The 16,098-nt window shown below is 67.1% G+C and carries 14 protein-coding genes; 11 read left to right on the top strand and 3 right to left on the bottom strand.

Annotation, left to right across the window (positions count from 1 at the left end; all coding sequences use genetic code 11):
* Positions 1 to 4: 4 nt before the first annotated feature.
* Positions 5 to 637, bottom strand: coding sequence for an FABP family protein (locus tag VEC01_RS04275; RefSeq protein WP_324899092.1), 633 nt, complete (start codon positions 635 to 637; stop codon positions 5 to 7).
* A gap of 129 nt (positions 638 to 766) precedes the next feature.
* Between VEC01_RS04275 and VEC01_RS04270 the strand changes: the two genes are divergently transcribed.
* From VEC01_RS04270 to VEC01_RS04260, 3 genes are all read left to right on the top strand, one after another.
* Positions 767 to 967 carry a hypothetical protein gene (locus VEC01_RS04270; protein ID WP_324899091.1) on the top strand — a complete coding sequence of 67 codons (201 nt, stop codon included), beginning with the start codon at positions 767 to 769 and terminating at the stop codon, positions 965 to 967.
* Positions 968 to 1,174: 207 nt separating this feature from the next.
* On the top strand, positions 1,175 to 3,058 hold the full coding sequence (locus tag VEC01_RS04265; protein WP_324899089.1) for a hypothetical protein: 1,884 nt from the start codon (positions 1,175 to 1,177) through the stop codon (positions 3,056 to 3,058).
* A gap of 90 nt (positions 3,059 to 3,148) precedes the next feature.
* Positions 3,149 to 3,406, top strand: a complete 258-nt coding sequence (locus VEC01_RS04260) for a hypothetical protein (RefSeq protein ID WP_324899087.1) — start codon at positions 3,149 to 3,151, stop codon at positions 3,404 to 3,406.
* 18 nt (positions 3,407 to 3,424) lie between these two features.
* Here the strand turns inward: VEC01_RS04260 and VEC01_RS04255 are convergent, their stop codons facing one another.
* Together VEC01_RS04255 and VEC01_RS04250 are read right to left on the bottom strand one after the other, a co-directional pair.
* Positions 3,425 to 4,789 (bottom strand): sigma-54 dependent transcriptional regulator, encoded by a 1,365-nt coding sequence (locus VEC01_RS04255; RefSeq protein ID WP_324899086.1) that lies wholly within the window; start codon positions 4,787 to 4,789, stop codon positions 3,425 to 3,427.
* A complete protein-coding gene (locus VEC01_RS04250; protein WP_324899084.1) occupies positions 4,767 to 6,464 on the bottom strand; it encodes a sensor histidine kinase in 1,698 nt (565 codons plus the stop codon). Before VEC01_RS04250 ends, VEC01_RS04255 begins: the two co-directional genes overlap by 23 nt.
* Positions 6,465 to 6,914: 450 nt before the next feature.
* On the opposite strand from VEC01_RS04250, the gene VEC01_RS04245 reads away from it, so the two are divergent.
* The 8 genes from VEC01_RS04245 (at position 6,915) to VEC01_RS04210 (ending at position 15,822) form a co-directional block, all read left to right on the top strand.
* The gene (locus VEC01_RS04245) at positions 6,915 to 8,276 is read left to right on the top strand and encodes an ABC transporter substrate-binding protein (protein ID WP_324899083.1); all 1,362 of its coding nucleotides are present in this window, start codon (positions 6,915 to 6,917) and stop codon (positions 8,274 to 8,276) included.
* Complete coding sequence (locus VEC01_RS04240; protein WP_324899081.1) at positions 8,273 to 9,592, top strand: ABC transporter substrate-binding protein; 1,320 nt, start codon at positions 8,273 to 8,275, stop codon at positions 9,590 to 9,592. The genes VEC01_RS04245 and VEC01_RS04240 overlap by 4 nt, the downstream gene beginning before the upstream one ends.
* Before the next feature lie 183 nt (positions 9,593 to 9,775).
* A complete protein-coding gene (locus VEC01_RS04235) occupies positions 9,776 to 10,681 on the top strand; it encodes a branched-chain amino acid ABC transporter permease (RefSeq protein WP_324899079.1) in 906 nt (301 codons plus the stop codon).
* Between the two features lie 2 nt (positions 10,682 to 10,683).
* Positions 10,684 to 11,673: a branched-chain amino acid ABC transporter permease gene (locus VEC01_RS04230; protein ID WP_324899077.1), complete on the top strand. Its 990-nt coding sequence runs from the start codon at positions 10,684 to 10,686 to the stop codon at positions 11,671 to 11,673.
* Positions 11,670 to 12,452 carry an ABC transporter ATP-binding protein gene (locus VEC01_RS04225; protein ID WP_324899075.1) on the top strand — a complete coding sequence of 261 codons (783 nt, stop codon included), beginning with the start codon at positions 11,670 to 11,672 and terminating at the stop codon, positions 12,450 to 12,452. Before VEC01_RS04230 ends, VEC01_RS04225 begins: the two co-directional genes overlap by 4 nt.
* Positions 12,449 to 13,105, top strand: coding sequence for an ABC transporter ATP-binding protein (locus VEC01_RS04220; protein WP_324899073.1), 657 nt, complete (start codon positions 12,449 to 12,451; stop codon positions 13,103 to 13,105). Before VEC01_RS04225 ends, VEC01_RS04220 begins: the two co-directional genes overlap by 4 nt.
* A gap of 18 nt (positions 13,106 to 13,123) precedes the next feature.
* Positions 13,124 to 14,278 (top strand): iron-containing alcohol dehydrogenase, encoded by a 1,155-nt coding sequence (locus VEC01_RS04215; RefSeq protein WP_324899071.1) that lies wholly within the window; start codon positions 13,124 to 13,126, stop codon positions 14,276 to 14,278.
* A 77-nt stretch (positions 14,279 to 14,355) separates the two neighbouring features.
* Positions 14,356 to 15,822, top strand: coding sequence for an NAD-dependent succinate-semialdehyde dehydrogenase (locus tag VEC01_RS04210; protein WP_324899069.1), 1,467 nt, complete (start codon positions 14,356 to 14,358; stop codon positions 15,820 to 15,822).
* Positions 15,823 to 16,098: the final 276 nt, after the last annotated feature.

Genomic DNA, 16,098 nt, shown 5'->3' with positions numbered 1-16,098 from the left:
TCCGTCATCCGCGCGCCAGCGGGTTCGGCGTCGGCTCCGCGATCTTCGTCAGCAGGTTGCGGTCGGTGTGGTGGAACGGCTCTTCCTTCCCGCGGATCATCAGTACCGTGTCCTCGTCGTAGCCCCAGCTGCCGTCGTCGTTGATCGTCACCTTGATGCGGAACTCGACGGTGCGGAACGCATGGTGCAGGAAGGGGTTGCTGCGGATGCCGGCATGTTCCGATTCCTCGCGCGCGACCAGCTCGAATTCCTTCGCATCCGCGCTCGCCCGTCCCGACGCCATCGCGATCATCCCGCGCGGGATTGCCAGCGTATGGATGACGCTGCCGCTGGCCGGCTCCCACAGCCAGTAGCCGACCTGCTCGTGGTAGGTCTTCACCTGCTCCGGTTTGGTGATGTGGGTGTGGTAGCGCAAGCCGTAGAACAGTTGCGGGCCGTTGGTGACCGGGTCGATCGGCTGCAGTTCGATGCGCTCGACGAAGGCCTGCTGGCGCGGGCCATCGGCCTTGGGCTTGACGTCCAGGCCGCGCGTGCCTTGCCAGACGCCGGCCATCGCGCGCAGCGGGCCGAGGTTGTCCAGGGTGTTGATGTCGAAGCCGGATGGTTCGGTGTAGATATCAGCGGGGAAGTTGCTCATCTGTTTGGGGCATAGGTCGTTATTGCCAGCCGGGATTGTAGAGCGAAATGCGGCGTGCCGCGAATCGGCGGCGTCACGCTTGCGCCGGCAAACCGTCCTGAATCGTCAAAACCGTGGAGAGCGCATAAGATGGCGGAAATGCCGTGCACGATCTGCAGAATCACGCCGGACGGTACCGTCACCACGGTCGCCGGGACGGCCGCGCAAACCGGCATCCGGCCGGGCAGCCTGCCGGGCAACCTGTGTACGGCCAGCGGCATGGCGTTCACCGGCCGGAACACGCTGACGATCAGCGCCGGCGGCGCGCTGCTGAACATCGTGTTGCCGTAACACCGCCGCTGGCCTTCCAGGGTCAACATTCTGGCCGCGCAGGACAAGCGGCCGCGCTTCGCATACGCATGCCGCAACCCTAACATCTGATACCTGAAGTTTCTGCATTAAAGAAACTTCCGGGCCGCAACTTTGTCTACCACCCGCTTCCTCGGGGGGGCGCAAGTGCTGCGCGTCCCGACTCCGTCTCATTGCCGAAATACGTCCATGTCCTGCCCTACCCGCAACAACATTCCACTCTCCGCGCTTGTGCTGCTGTCCACCGTCCTTGCGCTCGCCGCCTGCGGCGGCGGGGGCGGCGGCGCGCCGGCCCCGGAATCCCTGTCAAATGCACCGACGAATGCCGCGCCCGATACGCCGATCGCGACCGAATCCGCGCCGAAAGGCGCTACCGTCGACCTGAAGCCGCTGAACCTGCTCCCGCTGGATTCGGACCAGGCAAGATGGGAATACGACATTACCGATGCACTCGGCCGTTACCTGTACGCGGGCGTGCGCCAGGTCGCAAAACCCGCATCGAACGCCGGCTATTCGGCGCTGCTTTCCGAAACCGAAAGCACGCAGACCGACAGCTCGCGCCTGATCGCGCGCGATGACGGCATCTATGTCGACTACGCATCCGATCCGGAACTGCCGCCGCAGGCGGCGCGCCAGATCGGCCAGGTGCGCGAGTTCGCCTATGCGGCATATGCCGTAGACGAGCCGCGCGTGGTGCTGCGCCAGGGGGTATGGGACCAGGATCTCGACGGCGACGGCAAGCATGAAGCCTTCCGCTTCGAGTTCACGCAGGTCTACCGCGGCATGGCGCCGCTGACGGTGCCGCTGGCGACCACCAACGCGGCCCGCTTCACCAATACCTACCGCTTCTCCGTCACCCGCTCGAAGGCCGGCGACACCGACGGCTTCGTGCTGCGGGAAGAGGTCCATCTCGCGCCCGGCCTCGGGCCGCTGAAGATGGTGCGGCAGGAGGAAAGCCTGAGCGGCGCGGTGGTGTACGGCCCGCACACCTGGACCATCGCGCGCATGCAGAATGTCGGCGCGCAGCAGCCCTCCACCACGCCGGGCACGACCCCGACCACCACGCCCACCACCACGCCGGCGCAGCCGGAAAGCCCGTCGACGCCGACCGTGCAGAGGATCGAGCTGCCGCACAACGACCTGGTGTACGACGCCGGCCGCAACCGCTACTACGCATCGCTGCCGTCCACCGTGACCGGCAACGGCAATGCGATCGCCACCATCGATCCCGCCACTGGCGCGGTCGCCTATTCCGCCGCGATCGGTTCGGAACCCGGCCGCCTCGCGCTGTCTCCGGACGGGAAATTCCTGTACGTCGCGCTGCAAGGCGCGGGCGAAGTGGTCAAGCTGTCGCTGCCCTCGCTCGCGGTCGCCGCACGCGTCAGCCTGGGCAGCGATGCGTTCTACGGCACCTATTTCGCAGAAAGCATCGCAGTCTCGCCAGCCAATTCGAATGTGTTCGCGGTATCGCTGTACAGCAAGGCAGTGTCGCCGCGCCACCGCGGCGTGGCGCTCTACACCGGCGCCGGCTTCGCGCAAAAGCGCACGCAGGACCATACCGGCAGCAACCTCATCGTCTTCAGCGAGGATGGCTCCGCGCTGTACGGCTACAACAACGAGACGACCGAATTCGGCCTGCGCCGCATCGCGGTCGCGCCGGACGGGCTGACGGAGCAGAAAGTGGTGTCGGCGTCGCGCGGCTTCGGCGGCGCGAAGATGACGGTGCGCGGCGGCATGGTCTACCTGAAAGGCGCGGTGTTCGATGCCGCCGACCTGACGCAGAAGGGACAGTACCTGAGCGTCGCCGCGACCTGCGAAGCGCTGGCGCCAGGCGCAAAGACCGCCTGCCTGCCGCCCTACATGTGGACGTCCGACAAGTCGATCTCGATTCACGACACGGCAGCGATGACGACGCTCGGCAGTCTGCCGCTGCCGGCGGCGCTCGCGCAAGACCTCAGCGCGCTGGTCAACCTTGTTCCCGGCCCGGCCGGCCAGATCGCGATCACGCACCGCGGCTGGCAAAGCGATGCACGGCCGGCGCTGTACCTGTTGTCCGACAACAGCCTGAAATAATCCGCTGCGCCCCCCCTGCGGCGCAACAATTTCCCCTTGGATCCATGCGGCGGCGGAAGCGCGGCCGCATGGAATCTACCGGCGGGCGGAATGTCTTACCGCCTGTACCGACTGGGGGACGCGCCGATCATGGAAAAGCCGGAAATCACGCAGGAAGACCTGGAACGCTATGCCGAGCGGATGGCGCGCGCCATTTCCGATCTCGACTGCCCGGAATGCTGCGAGCAGGGCTGGAAGTACCAGTATGTGGAACTGAGCTGCGCGCTCTACCGGGAGGAATGGGAGTGGCACTGCCTGGCCGTTGCGCTTCGTAGCTACCGGCTCAGGACGAAAAACCCGGGGCCGTGACGCGGCCCTTCCTGCCCTTCAGCCTATCCCGAGCCGCTGCAGCCGCCGCTTGAACGCGTGCCGCGAAATGCCGAGCCGCTCGGCCGCATGCCCCTTGTGGCCGCCTGCATCGCGCAGCGCGGCCATCATCATCTCCCGCTCCGTGGATGCCAATGCATCGCCAATGCTGGACGCCGCACCCGGCATTGCTGCCGGCGCGGCCGCTGCGCTCTCCCCGTTCGCCTGCAGGATTTCCGCCGGCAATGCGTCCGCCGGCACTTCCATGCCGGGATGCAGGATGGTGAGCCGCTCGATCAGGTTCTTCAGTTCGCGCACGTTGCCCGGCCAGCGGTAGCGCAGCAGCGCCGCCTGCGCATCCGGCGAGAGCCGCATCGGCGCGCTGCCTTCGCCGCGCCCGAACGCCTGCGAAAAATGCGCAATCAGTACCGGCACGTCGGCCGGGCGCTCGCGCAGCGGCGGGATGTCGAGCTGGATGACGTTGAGGCGGAAATACAGGTCCTCCCGGAACGCGCCGTCGCGCACCGCGGCGGCAAGGTCGCGGTTGGTGGCGGCGACCACCCGCACGTCGGCGGTCTGGCTGCGGCCGGAGCCGATCGCGCGGTACTGGCCGTTCTCCAGGAAATGCAGCAGCTTTGCCTGCAACGGCAGCGGCAGCTCGCCGATCTCGTCGAGGAACAGCGTGCCCTTGTCGGCCAGCGCCACCAGTCCGACGCGGCGCTGGTGCGCGCCGGTGTAGGCGCCCTTCTCCGCGCCGAACAATTCCGCCTCGATCAGCTGCTCCGGCAGCGACGCGCAATTGATTTCGATGAAGGGGCCGCAGGCGCGCGGGCTGGCGGCATGGATCGCGCGAGCAACCAATGCCTTGCCGGTGCCGGATTCGCCCAGCACCAGGATGCGGGTCGCGGCGCTGGCCGCGACCCGGTCGATGGTTGCCGCCAGTTCGCGCATCGCCGGGCTGTCGCCAATCAGGCCGGCGTTGCGCAGCGACGCGCCGCGATGGAATTCCAGCTCGATTGCCATGTGGCGGCGGTCGAGCGTGCTGCGGATGGTCATCGACAGGTCGTCGAGGTCGAACGGCTTGGTGATGTAGTCGGCCGCGCCCAGCTTGACCGCCTTGACCGCCGCGCGCGTGTCGCCGTGCGCGGAAATCATGATCACCTGCGCGTCGCATTTCTGCGCTTTCAGCGCCTCCAGCACCTCCAGGCCGGACATGTCGGGCAGCTTCAGGTCGAGCAGGATCAGGTCCGGCGCGAATTCCGCCGCCGCCCGCAGGCCGTCGCCGCCGGTGCCCGCGCCGCGCACCGCATGCCCCTCGTCTTCCAGCGCGAAGCTGAGCGAACGCACCAGGTTCGATTCGTCGTCAATGATCAGGATGCTTGCCATCGTTGTCCTTCATGATCGGGAAGAAGATACGCACCGCGGTGCCGCTGCCCGGCACGCTTCGGATGTCGAGCCGCCCACCGTTGATCTCCGCCAGCTGGCGCGAAATGCTCAGGCCCAGGCCGATGCCCTTGCTCCTCGTGGTGTAGAACGGGTCGGTCACGCGCGGCAGCACGTCGGCCGGAATGCCGTGCCCACGGTCGCTCACTTCCAGCACCGCCATGCTGCCTTCGCGCGAGGCGCGCAGCACTACCGCGCCATCCTCGTCCGACGCCTGCAGCGCATTGATGCCGAGGTTCAGCAGAATCTGCACCACATGGTCCGGATCGGCGCAGAACCGCAGGTCGCTGTCGCCCTGCACCGACAGCGCCACGCCGCGCGCGGCGGCGTCCGGCTCCAGCAGCAGCGCGACGCGGCGGAATGCGTCGCGCACGACGACTTCCTGCGGATCCGGCGGACGCGGCCGGCCGAAGTCGAGCAGTTGGCTGACCACGCGCGCCAGCCGGTCGATCTCGCCCTCCACGTCGGACAGCAGCTGCAGCCGGCGCGCATCCGCCTCGCGCCGCGACAGCGCCTGCACCGTGGTTTTCACCGCCGCCAGCGGGTTGCGCACTTCATGCGCGATGGAGGTGGCGAATTCGCCGAGCACCGCCAGCTTCTCCATGCGCACGATGCGCGCGAGGTGCTGCTCGAGGCGCAGCGCCATCGCGTCGAAGGCGCGCGAGACGGTGGCGATCTCGTCCTCGCCGTGGTCGGCGATGCGGTACTCCAGCCGGCCTGAGGATATCGCATAGGCACCGGCGAGCAGCTGGCCGACGCGCTGGCGCAGCCGCAGCGACATGCGGTAGAACAGGATCACCAGCAGCACCGCGCCGACCAGCACCGCGATGAACAGCGCGCGCCGCGCGCGCTCGAAAGGCTCGAGCAGCTGCGAGGGCTCCACCTGCAGCATCGGCCGCCAGCCGGGAAAGATCTCCGGTCCGGACACCAGTTTGCCGCTCGGGTTCACCAGGTGGCCGACGCGGTTGAAATAGCCGGCGGGCGTCTTCAGCACCGGCTCCAGCGCACCCGCCGCGGGGTCGGCGCCCATCAGTTCGGTCAGCGACGCCAGCCGCACATGCAGCGCGACGTGGCGCGCAGCGCCGGCGTCGTTCGCGGTTTCGCGCAGCGGATAGCGCACCAGCAGCCAGCCGGAATGGCCGTCGACGGGCGGCGCCGGCCCGACCAGCTCGATATCGCCCACCCGTGTCTGCGGCAGGCCCGCGGCCTCCAGCGTCGTCTCGCCCCAGTAGGGCGGGCCGGAGGCGGCCTGCCCGGGGATCACCTTCTGCAGGCTGTCGTCCGCGGAAAAGAACAGGATGCCGAACAGGTCGGGCAGGTCCGATTCCACCTGCAGCAGTGCGCTGACCTGCTCGTTCGGCGCGCGCTGCTCGGAAGCGAAGGCGGCGATCCCGGGAAAATTCGCCAGCGTCTCCGCCTGGTAGCGGCGCGCCTCGACGAAGCCGGCGATGCGGCTGGCGGTCGCGGTCAGGTGGGCGGCCAGCTTTTCGTCGATCACTTCCTGGAAAGCGGATTCGGCGAAGCGGTCGTACAGCAGGCCGATCCAGACGACCGGCACCACCGACGCAAGGAGCGACAGCACGAGATAGCGGCGGACGATGCTTTTTTCGATGGCCATGGGACGCGATGGGGCGGATTGCGAGCACGGCGCATCGGTTCGCGCTCCTTCCGATTGCAAGGTGGAGGGAACACGGTGGCAATGCGCGACTGCCCGGGGCCGACTCTCTCGCAAGGAGCATGCCTTCCTCCGGGCAATTCTCGCGCTGCAAGGATAGCGCGTTTCCACCGGCCTGCCGCCGTTTGTGAACACCTTGCCAACACATTTCCGAGCGGTTTCCGCTCATCCCGCGCCCCGCCGCCGAGCGCCTTCCGCTCGCGCGAGCGGGGCAAGCCGTTCGGCGCCGACCTCGCATGCGAGGCGCCGCGCCAGCGCCGGCGCGCCCTCGCGCCCGGTTTGCGCGCGATGGCACAGCGCTTGCGATTGTTGCAGCGGACAAACACGCGAGACCGCTGCATCGCCCGATCACTGACAATAGGGCCTTTCGTTTGTTTGCCCCAGGAGGAGACGATGTCCCATTCACTACAGCTCGATCGCAAGCGCGGATGGCCGGGCCGGCGGGCCCGTCGGCTGTGCTGCGCGCTGGCGCTGACGCTGGCCCTGCCGCTTGCGGCATCGGCGCGGGTCGAACTCGGCGCGCCGGCCGGCAAGGCGGATGCGACGATCGGCTGCATGTATCCGCTGACCGGGCGCGCGGCCAGCTACGGACGCGACAGCATTGGCGGCATTCGCGTGGCACTGGCCGACATCGAGGCCGAACTCGGGAAGCAGGCGCCGAAGCTGCGCATTCTGATCGAGGACGACCGCTCCAAGGCATCCTTCGCGCAGCGCATCGCACGCGATTTCGTGCGCCGCGACGGCGTGCGCTTCCTGTGCGGCATCGTCAGTTCCGGCGTCGCGCATGCGGTCACACGGGTGGCGAAGGAACAGCGCGTGCTGCTGATCGGCACCGACCACGCCTCCTCGCGGCTGACGATGGAAGACTTCCATCCGTACTACTTCCGCCTGTCCAACGACACCTACGCGTCGATGGCCGCCGGCGCCCGCTACTTGGCCGACCTGCAGAAGAAGAGCGGCTGGAAGCGCCTGGTGTTCCTCGGCTCCGACTACGACTACGGCCACGTATCCTGGTACGACCTGAAGAGCAACCTCGACCGTCTCGGCGTGCGCTACGAAGTGGCCGGCGAATACTGGTCCAAGCTGTACGAACCGGACTACTCCGCCTACATCAACGAGCTGGCCGCAACCAAGGCCGACATCGCGGTGGTCGGCCTGTGGGGCGGCGACTTCGTCACCTTCCTGAAGCAGGCGATGTCGAACGGGCTGCACACCAAGATGCGCATCGCCAACTTCGACACCGGCGGCAACTACGAGGTGCTGCTGTCGCTCGGCCAGCACGCGCCGAGCGGCCTGATCCTGTCGGCGCGCCATCACAACAACTGGCCCGACACGCCGCGCAACCGCAAGTTCGTCGCCGACTTCCACAAGCTCGAAGGCCGCTATCCCAACTACGCCGCCGAAGGCGCTTACGCCGGCATTGTCGCGATCGCCCGCGCGCTCGCTACGGCCGGCAGCAAGGCCGGCACCGACGAGCTGGCACACGCGCTCGAAGGCCTTCGGCTGCCGTTGCCGGAAGACCCGGAAGGCTACACCTCCACCATCGATCCGGTCCTGCACCAGGTGCAACAGGCCCAGGCGGTCGGCGAAGTCGTGCCGGATGGCCGCTTCGCGCCGGCGCAGGTCATGCTCGGCAACTGGACCGTCTATCCGGCCGAGGAACTGCGCCCGCCGCAGGAACTGATTCAACAGCGCCGCAACAGCCGGCGCCTTCAACCTCTCGTTCAACCACCACCCAGGAGAAGCAGTCCATGAGCGTTCAGCGCCCCACCACTCGTCAGACCGGCATCGCCGTTGCCGCCATTTCCCTCGCTGTGTCCGCAGCTTTCGCGCCGGCCGCCCAGGCCGCCGAAAACGGCAAATTCCGCATCGGTATCGTCACGTTCCTGTCTGGCGGCGCCGCCGGCCCGTTCGGCGTGCCGGCTGCGAATGCCGCCAAGCTGACCGTGGAGGCGCTGAACAAGGGCGCATTGCCCGCTCCCTACAACAAGAAGGGCATCAACGGCCTCGAAATCGAGACCGTCCTGATCGATGAAAACGGCGGCGCCACCAAGCAGGTCGAGGAATTCCGCAACCTGGTCCAGCGCCAGAAGGTCGATGCCGTGATCGGCTACATCTCGTCCGGCGACTGCCTCGCCGTCGCCCCGGTCGCCGAGGAGCTGAAAGCGCCGACCATCTTCTTCGACTGCGGCACGTCGCGCCTGTTCGATACCGTCAAGAACCCGAAGTATGTCTTCCGCACCGGCCTCGACGCGGTGGTCGATAACGTTGCCCTGGCACGCTACGTCGCCGAGACGCGCCCCGACATCAAGACCGTTGCCTCGATCCAGCAGAACTATTCCTGGGGCCAGGACTCGTGGAACGACTTCGTCTTCACGCTCAAACAGATCAAGCCGGAAATCAAGGTTGTGTCGGAACAGTGGCCGAAGCTGATGCAGGGCCAGTACGGCGCTGAAATCTCCGCGCTGTCCGTCGCCAAGCCCGACCTGATCCACTCCAGCTTCTGGGGCGGCGACATGGAAGCCTTCATGCTGCAGGGCTCCGGCCGCGGCCTGTTCGACAACCGCACCGTCGCCCTCACCTGCGGCGACACCGGTGTCGAACACTTCAAGGGCCAGGTCCCGAACGGCGTGATCGTCGGCGGACGCGGTCCGTTCGGCCAGTTCGCGCCGAAGAATGCGCTGAACGACTGGTTCCGTCCGAACTTCACCACGCAGTTCAAGGAATCGCCGACCTATCCGGCCTACAAGATGACCCAGGCCATCCTCGCGCTGAAGGCCGCGGTCGAAAAGACCGCCAAGCCGAACGCCATGCCGGCACCGGAACAGATTACCGCCGGCCTGAAAGGCCTGACCTTCGAAGCGCCGAGCGGCACCGTCAAGATGTCCAGCGCCGGCGGCCACCAGGCGGTGCAGGGCGTGTCCTACGGCGAGTACCAGTATGACGCGAAGACCGGCAAGGCCGCGGTCACCAAGGTCAAGAGCTACGCCGCCGAGTGCCTGATGCCGCCGGACGGCACGACCGCCGTGGACTGGATCAAGTCGGGCATGCCGGGCGCGAAGTGCAGCTGAGCCGGTAACACCCCCTGCCGGTTCCCTCCCCCTCCGGCAGATCTACCAGATAAAGACCTAGGGTGCGCGCCGTTGCAACGGAAGCGGAGCGCACCCTACGGAATCATCTGGATGATCTGCCAGGGGGAAGGAGCTGTCCGGTTGCCTTGCCAAGCTTTCCCCCGACCTCCCCCGGAATTTCCCATGAACACACTCTTCGCGATTTTTATCGACGGGATGATCTACGCCTCCTGGCTCTTCCTCGTCGCCGCGGGTCTCACCGTGATCTACGGTGTGATGCGCATTCTTAACATGGCGCACGGCAGCTTCTATGCGATCGGCGCCTACAGCGCCGCGTCGCTGGTCGGCTGGTATTTTTCCGGCGACGGGCAGAGCGCGCCCTACTGGAGCTACGCGCTGCTGCTCGCCTGCGCGCTTGCCGCCGGCATCATCGTCGGCCTCGTGCTCGAACAGGGCCTGTTGCGCTTCATGCGCGGGCGCGACGAAATCCTGATGGTCATCATCACCTACGCGCTCCTGCTCATCCTCGAAGACACCACCAAGCTGATCTGGGGCGTCGACCCGTATTTTGCCTTCCAGCCCTACCGCCTGCTCGGCCAGACCGCGGTCGGCGGCGTGCTGAGCTTCGCCAACTATGACCTCGCGCTGGTAGCGGTGTCGCTGCTGGTCGGCCTGGCTGCCTGGTATGCGCTCAACCGCACCAACAAGGGCCGCCTGTTGCGCGCCGTGATCCACGACCGCGAAATCGCGATGGCGATGGGCGTGAATGTCAATGTGATGTTCGCCGTCACCTTCGTGATCGGCGCGGTGCTCGGCGCGCTCGCCGGCGCGCTGACCGCACCGGCGATCTCGGTGACCCCGGGCATCGGCGTCGAGGTGATCGTGCTGGCCTTCGCCGTGGTCGTGGTCGGCGGCCTCGGCAGCATCGGTGGCGCCGCCGTCGGCGCGCTGCTGGTCGGCCTGACCCGCTCCTTTGCCGTCCACGTCGCGCCGGAGATCGAGCTGTTCGTGATCTACGGCGTCATGTTCCTCGTCCTGGCCGTCCGCCCGCAGGGGCTGTTCGGGCAGATTCTCGCAAGAAAGATCTGAAAATGCGTACCGAACTTGCTCTCGTCGCGGCGGCGCTGGCCGTCGCCGCCGCCGGCTGGCTGTCGCCGGACTGGCTCTCCTTCCTGCTCACGCTGGCCTTTGCCAAGGCGCTGGTCGTGGTCGGCGTCGTCGTGCAGATGCGCGTCGGCCTGGTCACCTTCGGCCAGGCGCTGTTCTACTGCGTCGGCGGCTACGCCGCCGGCCTCGGCGCGCAATACCTCGGCATCCGCGACGCGTTCGCGCTGCTGGCCATCGGCGCCGGCGTGGCCGTGCTGGTGGCCGGGGTGTGCGGCCTGCTGCTCGCCCGCTACCGCGACATCTTCTTCGCGATGCTCACCATGGCCTTGTCGATGATCCTGTTCGGCGTGCTGGTGAAGTCCTCCGCGCTGGGCTCGACGGACGGCTTCAATGTCTCGACGCCAACCTACTTCGGCTGGGAGCCGTCGCCCGAGGCGGCCAAGCGCGGCGTGTTCCTGCTGACGGTCGCCGTCAGCGGCGCGGCAGCGGTGATATTCCATCGCCTGATGAACTCCGGCCTCGGCCTCGTCACGGAAGCAATCCGCGAAAACGAAATCCGCGTCGAATACCTCGGCGTGTCGCCACGCGCCGTCATCTACGCCAACTACCTGGCGGCGGCGGCGGTGTCCGCGCTCGGCGGCGGCCTGACCGCGCTGGCGACCGGCCACATCGATCCGGACATGGCGTTCTGGACCACATCGGGCGAATTCGTGTTCATCGCGATCCTCGGCGGCACCGGCCACGTCGCGGCCGCGTTCGTGGCAGCCATCGTGTTCGCCGCGGTGCGCACCTTCGCCATCCAGGAAGCGCCGCATACCTGGCAGCTCACGCTCGGCGTAGTGCTGCTGGTGCTTATCATCTTCCTGCCCAAGGGCCTGTGGAGCCTGGTCAGCCGCAAGAAGCACGGCGCCACGCACGCAGCGGACAACAACCCGGCCGCCAGCCCGGCCGTCACCCCGGAGGCCACAGCATGAGCGCCATTCTCGAAACCATCGGCCTGCAGCGCACCTTCGGCGCGGTGGTCGCTGCCAAGGACATCAACGTCCGCATCGACAAGGGTGAAGTGGTGGGCGTGATCGGCTCCAACGGCGCCGGCAAGACCACCTTCATCAACATGGTGACCGGCTACCTGCCGCCGTCCGGCGGCAAGATCCTGTTCGAGGGCCAGCACATCGTCGGCCGCGAACCGCGTGCGATCACGCGCATGGGCATGGCCCGTTCCTTCCAGGTGGCGCAGCTGTTCCCGCAGCTGTCGGTGCTGGAAAACGTGATGGTCGCGCTGATTGCCGCCGAAAGCCCGCGTCCATCCTTCTTCGCCGGCTTCGACAATCCGTCCCGCCGCAAGCGCGCTCTCGAAATCCTCGACGAGTTCGGCGTCGCCCATTACAAGGATGCGCTGGTGTCCGCCGTGCCGCAGGGCGCGCGCAAGCTGATCGACATCGCGATGGCGCTGGTCAGCAACCCGCGCATGCTGCTGCTGGACGAGCCGACCTCCGGCGTGTCCGTGGAAGAAAAGTTCCCGCTGATGGATACCGTGATGGCGGCGGTGAAGCATCACGGCACCACGGTGCTCTTCGTCGAACACGACATGGACATCGTCGCCCGCTACGTGTCGCGCATCCTGGCGTTCTACAGCGGCGAAATCATCGCCGACGGCACGCCGATGAAGGTGCTGTCCGACGAGCGCGTGCAGGAACTGGTCATCGGCCATCACATCGTCCCCTCAGAAATCCTTGAAGGAGCCGCAGCATGAGCGCTTCCCTGCTTTCGATCAAGAACCTGAACGTCTCCATCGACCGCATCCCGATCCTGCGCGATGTGTCGCTCGAGGTGCCCAAGGGATGCATGGCCGGCCTGATCGGCCGCAACGGCGCCGGCAAGACCACGCTGATGCGCTCCATCATGGGTCTGATGCCGGCCGGCTCGAAGTCCATCACCGTCAACGGCGAGAACCTGTCGGACATCGCGCCGCACGGCCGCGCGCCGCGCGGCATCAGCTACATGCCGGAAGACCGCCGCCTGATCCCGTCGCTCACCGTCGAGGAAAACATCCTGCTGCCGGTATGGTCGATCGGCATCCGCGACTGGCAGCAGCGCCTGGACTGGATTTACACCCTGATGCCGGAGGTGGCGGGCTTCCGCGAGCGCCGCGCGCTGCAGCTGTCCGGCGGCCAGCAAAAGCTGGTGGCGCTGGCGCGCGCGCTGATGCCGGGCCGCACGCTGCTGCTGCTCGACGAGCCGTTCGAGGGCGTGGCGCCGGTGCTGTCGCGCCGCCTGACCGAGGTGATCGGCTCTCTGCGCGACCAGGGCATGTCCATCATCCTGTCCGAGTCCGACGACTCGCATTCCGCCGACCTGGTCGACCGCGTGTTCCGCATCGAGCGCGGCGTGGTCACTGCCGGCTAACCGAAAGAAAGGGTTTACATGTCCCAGTTCATTTTCGAAACCGCGCCGAAGATCGTGTGCGCACAGGGCGCGGCAAACGGCCTCGGCGAACTCGCGCAGCAGCTCGGCATCAGCCACCTCTACCTTGTCACCGACCGCTTCCTGCTGGACGCCGGCCTGCTCACGGGCGCGCTCGCCAGCCTGGACGCCGCCGGCATCCGCGCCACCGTGTTTGCCGACGTGCAGGCCGATCCGCCGGAAGCCAGCGTGCAGGCGGCGGTGGAGCAGGCGATCGCGGCCGGCGTCGACGGCGTCGCCGGCTTCGGCGGCGGCAGTTCGATGGATACCGCCAAGCTGGTCGCGCTGCTGGCGAAGACGCCGCAGGCGCTGCCCGGAATCTACGGCGTGGGCCTTGCGCGCGGTCCGCGCCTGCCGCTGATCCAGGTGCCGACCACCGCCGGCACCGGCTCGGAAGTCACCGCAATCTCGATCCTGACCACGCCGTCGAATGAAAAGAAGGGCGTCGTCTCGCCGCTGCTGTATCCGGACGTGGCGCTGCTCGACAGCCTGCTCACGCTCGGCCTGCCGCCGCGTGTGACCGCGATGACCGGCGTCGACGCAATGGTGCACGCGATCGAGGCCTACACCACGCGTCACAAGAAGAATCCGCTGTCGGATGCGCTTGCGCTGCGCGCGCTGACGATGTTGTACGACAACATCCGCATTGTGATCCGCGACGGCAACGATGCCCGCGCGCGCGAAGCGATGCTGCTCGGCTCGCTGTTTGCCGGCATGGCGTTCGCGAACGCCCCCGTGGGGGCGGTGCATGCGCTGGCCTATCCGCTGGGCGGCCACTACCACCTGCCGCACGGGCTGACCAATGCGCTGGTGCTGCTGCCGGTGCTGGAGTTCAATCACCCGGCCGCGGCGAAGCTGTACGGCGAGCTGGCGCGCGCGATCCTGCCTGGTCAGCATTTCTCGGACGACGACGAAGCCGCCGGCGCCTTCATCGGCGCGATGCGTGCGCTAGTGGCGGAAATGCCTTTCGAGCAGGACCTCAAGAGCGCCGGCGTACCCGAAGGCGACCTCGAAATGCTGGCGAAGGATGCGATGAACGTGCAGCGGCTGCTGGTGAACAATCCTCGCGAGGTGACATACGAGGACGCGCTGGCGATGTACCGGGCAGTGTATTGAAAAAGCCACGGGACTGTAGCGCCGGATTCGCCACGCTCAAGCTGCGCTACGGTCCTGAACGACAGGGAAAGACAACAATGACCATCCAACTCAACGACCCTACCCTACTGCGCCGGCAAGCCTACATCGACGGCGCCTGGTGCAACGCCGATGCCGGCGCCACCCATGAAATCCGTAACCCGGCCAATGGCAAGGTGATTGCGCTGGTGCCTGACATGGGGGCCGCAGAAACCCGGCGTGCGATTGCCGCGGCGGATGCTGCGCTGCCGGCCTGGCGCGCGAAGACTGCGAAGGAGCGCGCCGCCATCCTGCGCCGCTGGTTCGATCTCATCCTCGCCAGCCAGGAAGACCTGGCGCGCCTGATGACGCTGGAACAGGGCAAGCCGCTGGCCGAAGCGCGCGGTGAAGTCGCGTACGGCGCGTCCTTCATCGAATGGTTTGCCGAGGAAGGCAAGCGCGTGTACGGTGACGTGATTCCGTCCCCGGCCGGCGACAAGCGGCTGGTGGTGATCAAACAGCCGGTCGGGGTCACCGCGGCGATCACGCCGTGGAACTTCCCGATCGCGATGATCACCCGCAAGGTCGGCCCGGCGCTCGCCGCCGGCTGCACTTCGGTGGTCAAGCCGGCGGAGGCGACGCCGCTGTGTGCGCTGGCGCTGGCCGAACTCGGCGAGCGCGCCGGCATCCCGCAGGGTGTGCTCAACGTCGTGACTACGGCTCGTCCGGCAGAAGTCGGCACGGAACTGACCGGCAACCCGACGGTACGCAAGCTCAGCTTCACCGGTTCCACCCCGGTCGGCAAGCGCCTGATGGCACAGTGCGCGGAAACGGTGAAAAAAGTGTCGCTGGAGCTCGGCGGCAATGCGCCCTTCATCGTGTTCGACGATGCCGACGTCGATGCAGCGGTGCGCGGCGCAATGGCATCCAAGTACCGCAACGCCGGCCAGACCTGCGTCTGCGCCAACCGGCTGATCGTGCAGGACGGCATCTACGACCTGTTCGCGGAAAAGCTGGCGCAGGCAGTTCGCGAACTGAAGGTCGGCGACGGCATGGAAGACGGCGTGCAGATCGGCCCGCTGATCAACGACGCGGCAGCCGGCAAGGTGGAGCGCCTGGTGGAGGATGCGCTATCCAAGGGCGCGCACGCAATCGCCGGCGGCAAGCCGCATGCCCTCGGCGGCAACTTCTTCACGCCGACGGTGCTCACGGATGTCACGCCGGCGATGATGATCGCGCAGGAAGAGATCTTCGGACCGGTCGCGCCGCTCTTCCGGTTCAAGACTGACGAGGAAGCGGTGGCGCTGGCCAACAACACCCGCTACGGGCTGGCCGCCTACTTCTATTCGCGCGACATCGGCCGCGTCTGGCGCGTCGCCGAGCAGCTCGAATACGGCATGGTCGGCATCAACGAAGGCATGATCTCGAACGAGGTCGCGCCGTTCGGCGGCATGAAGGAATCCGGCGTCGGCCGCGAAGGATCGCGCTACGGCATCGACGAGTACCTGCAGATCAAGTATCTGTGCCTGGGCGGGATGCAGGCCTGAGGCGGTACCGGCGCGTGGCGGAGCGGCAGCATGCTGTTGCCGCCGCGCGCATCTTTTCCTCCATGAAGCGCAGGAAGGCTTCCACCTTCGCCGGATAGGTGCGCGCCCTGGGCAGCATCGCGTAAATGCCCGGCAGCGCTGCCGCGCCGTTCCGTTTCCCCGGAACGGCGACTTTACGCTCTGGGACGGCCTGGCGATCTGAGATTTTGCAGCGGAAACGAGAGGCGGCGCTGTGGCCGGCCGACCGGCATTCCGGTGGCCTGAACACCAGGGCGC

The sequence above is a fragment of the Noviherbaspirillum sp. genome (assembly GCF_035627455.1).
Taxonomy (GTDB): domain Bacteria; phylum Pseudomonadota; class Gammaproteobacteria; order Burkholderiales; family Burkholderiaceae_D; genus Noviherbaspirillum.
The sequence above is the reverse complement of the archived record's forward strand: the minus strand, read 5'-3'. Positions and strand labels throughout refer to the sequence as shown.

Coding starts and splice junctions, on each gene's coding strand:
- VEC01_RS04265 (WP_324899089.1), top strand. CDS start 1,175: ATGTCCTGCCCTACCCGCAACAACATTCCACTCTCCGCGCTTGTGCTG.
- VEC01_RS04210 (WP_324899069.1), top strand. CDS start 14,356: ATGACCATCCAACTCAACGACCCTACCCTACTGCGCCGGCAAGCCTAC.
- VEC01_RS04250 (WP_324899084.1), bottom strand. CDS start 6,464: ATGGCCATCGAAAAAAGCATCGTCCGCCGCTATCTCGTGCTGTCGCTC.
- VEC01_RS04220 (WP_324899073.1), top strand. CDS start 12,449: ATGAGCGCTTCCCTGCTTTCGATCAAGAACCTGAACGTCTCCATCGAC.
- VEC01_RS04245 (WP_324899083.1), top strand. CDS start 6,915: ATGTCCCATTCACTACAGCTCGATCGCAAGCGCGGATGGCCGGGCCGG.
- VEC01_RS04230 (WP_324899077.1), top strand. CDS start 10,684: ATGCGTACCGAACTTGCTCTCGTCGCGGCGGCGCTGGCCGTCGCCGCC.
- VEC01_RS04275 (WP_324899092.1), bottom strand. CDS start 637: ATGAGCAACTTCCCCGCTGATATCTACACCGAACCATCCGGCTTCGAC.
- VEC01_RS04225 (WP_324899075.1), top strand. CDS start 11,670: ATGAGCGCCATTCTCGAAACCATCGGCCTGCAGCGCACCTTCGGCGCG.
- VEC01_RS04260 (WP_324899087.1), top strand. CDS start 3,149: ATGTCTTACCGCCTGTACCGACTGGGGGACGCGCCGATCATGGAAAAG.
- VEC01_RS04240 (WP_324899081.1), top strand. CDS start 8,273: ATGAGCGTTCAGCGCCCCACCACTCGTCAGACCGGCATCGCCGTTGCC.
- VEC01_RS04270 (WP_324899091.1), top strand. CDS start 767: ATGGCGGAAATGCCGTGCACGATCTGCAGAATCACGCCGGACGGTACC.
- VEC01_RS04215 (WP_324899071.1), top strand. CDS start 13,124: ATGTCCCAGTTCATTTTCGAAACCGCGCCGAAGATCGTGTGCGCACAG.
- VEC01_RS04255 (WP_324899086.1), bottom strand. CDS start 4,789: ATGGCAAGCATCCTGATCATTGACGACGAATCGAACCTGGTGCGTTCG.
- VEC01_RS04235 (WP_324899079.1), top strand. CDS start 9,776: ATGAACACACTCTTCGCGATTTTTATCGACGGGATGATCTACGCCTCC.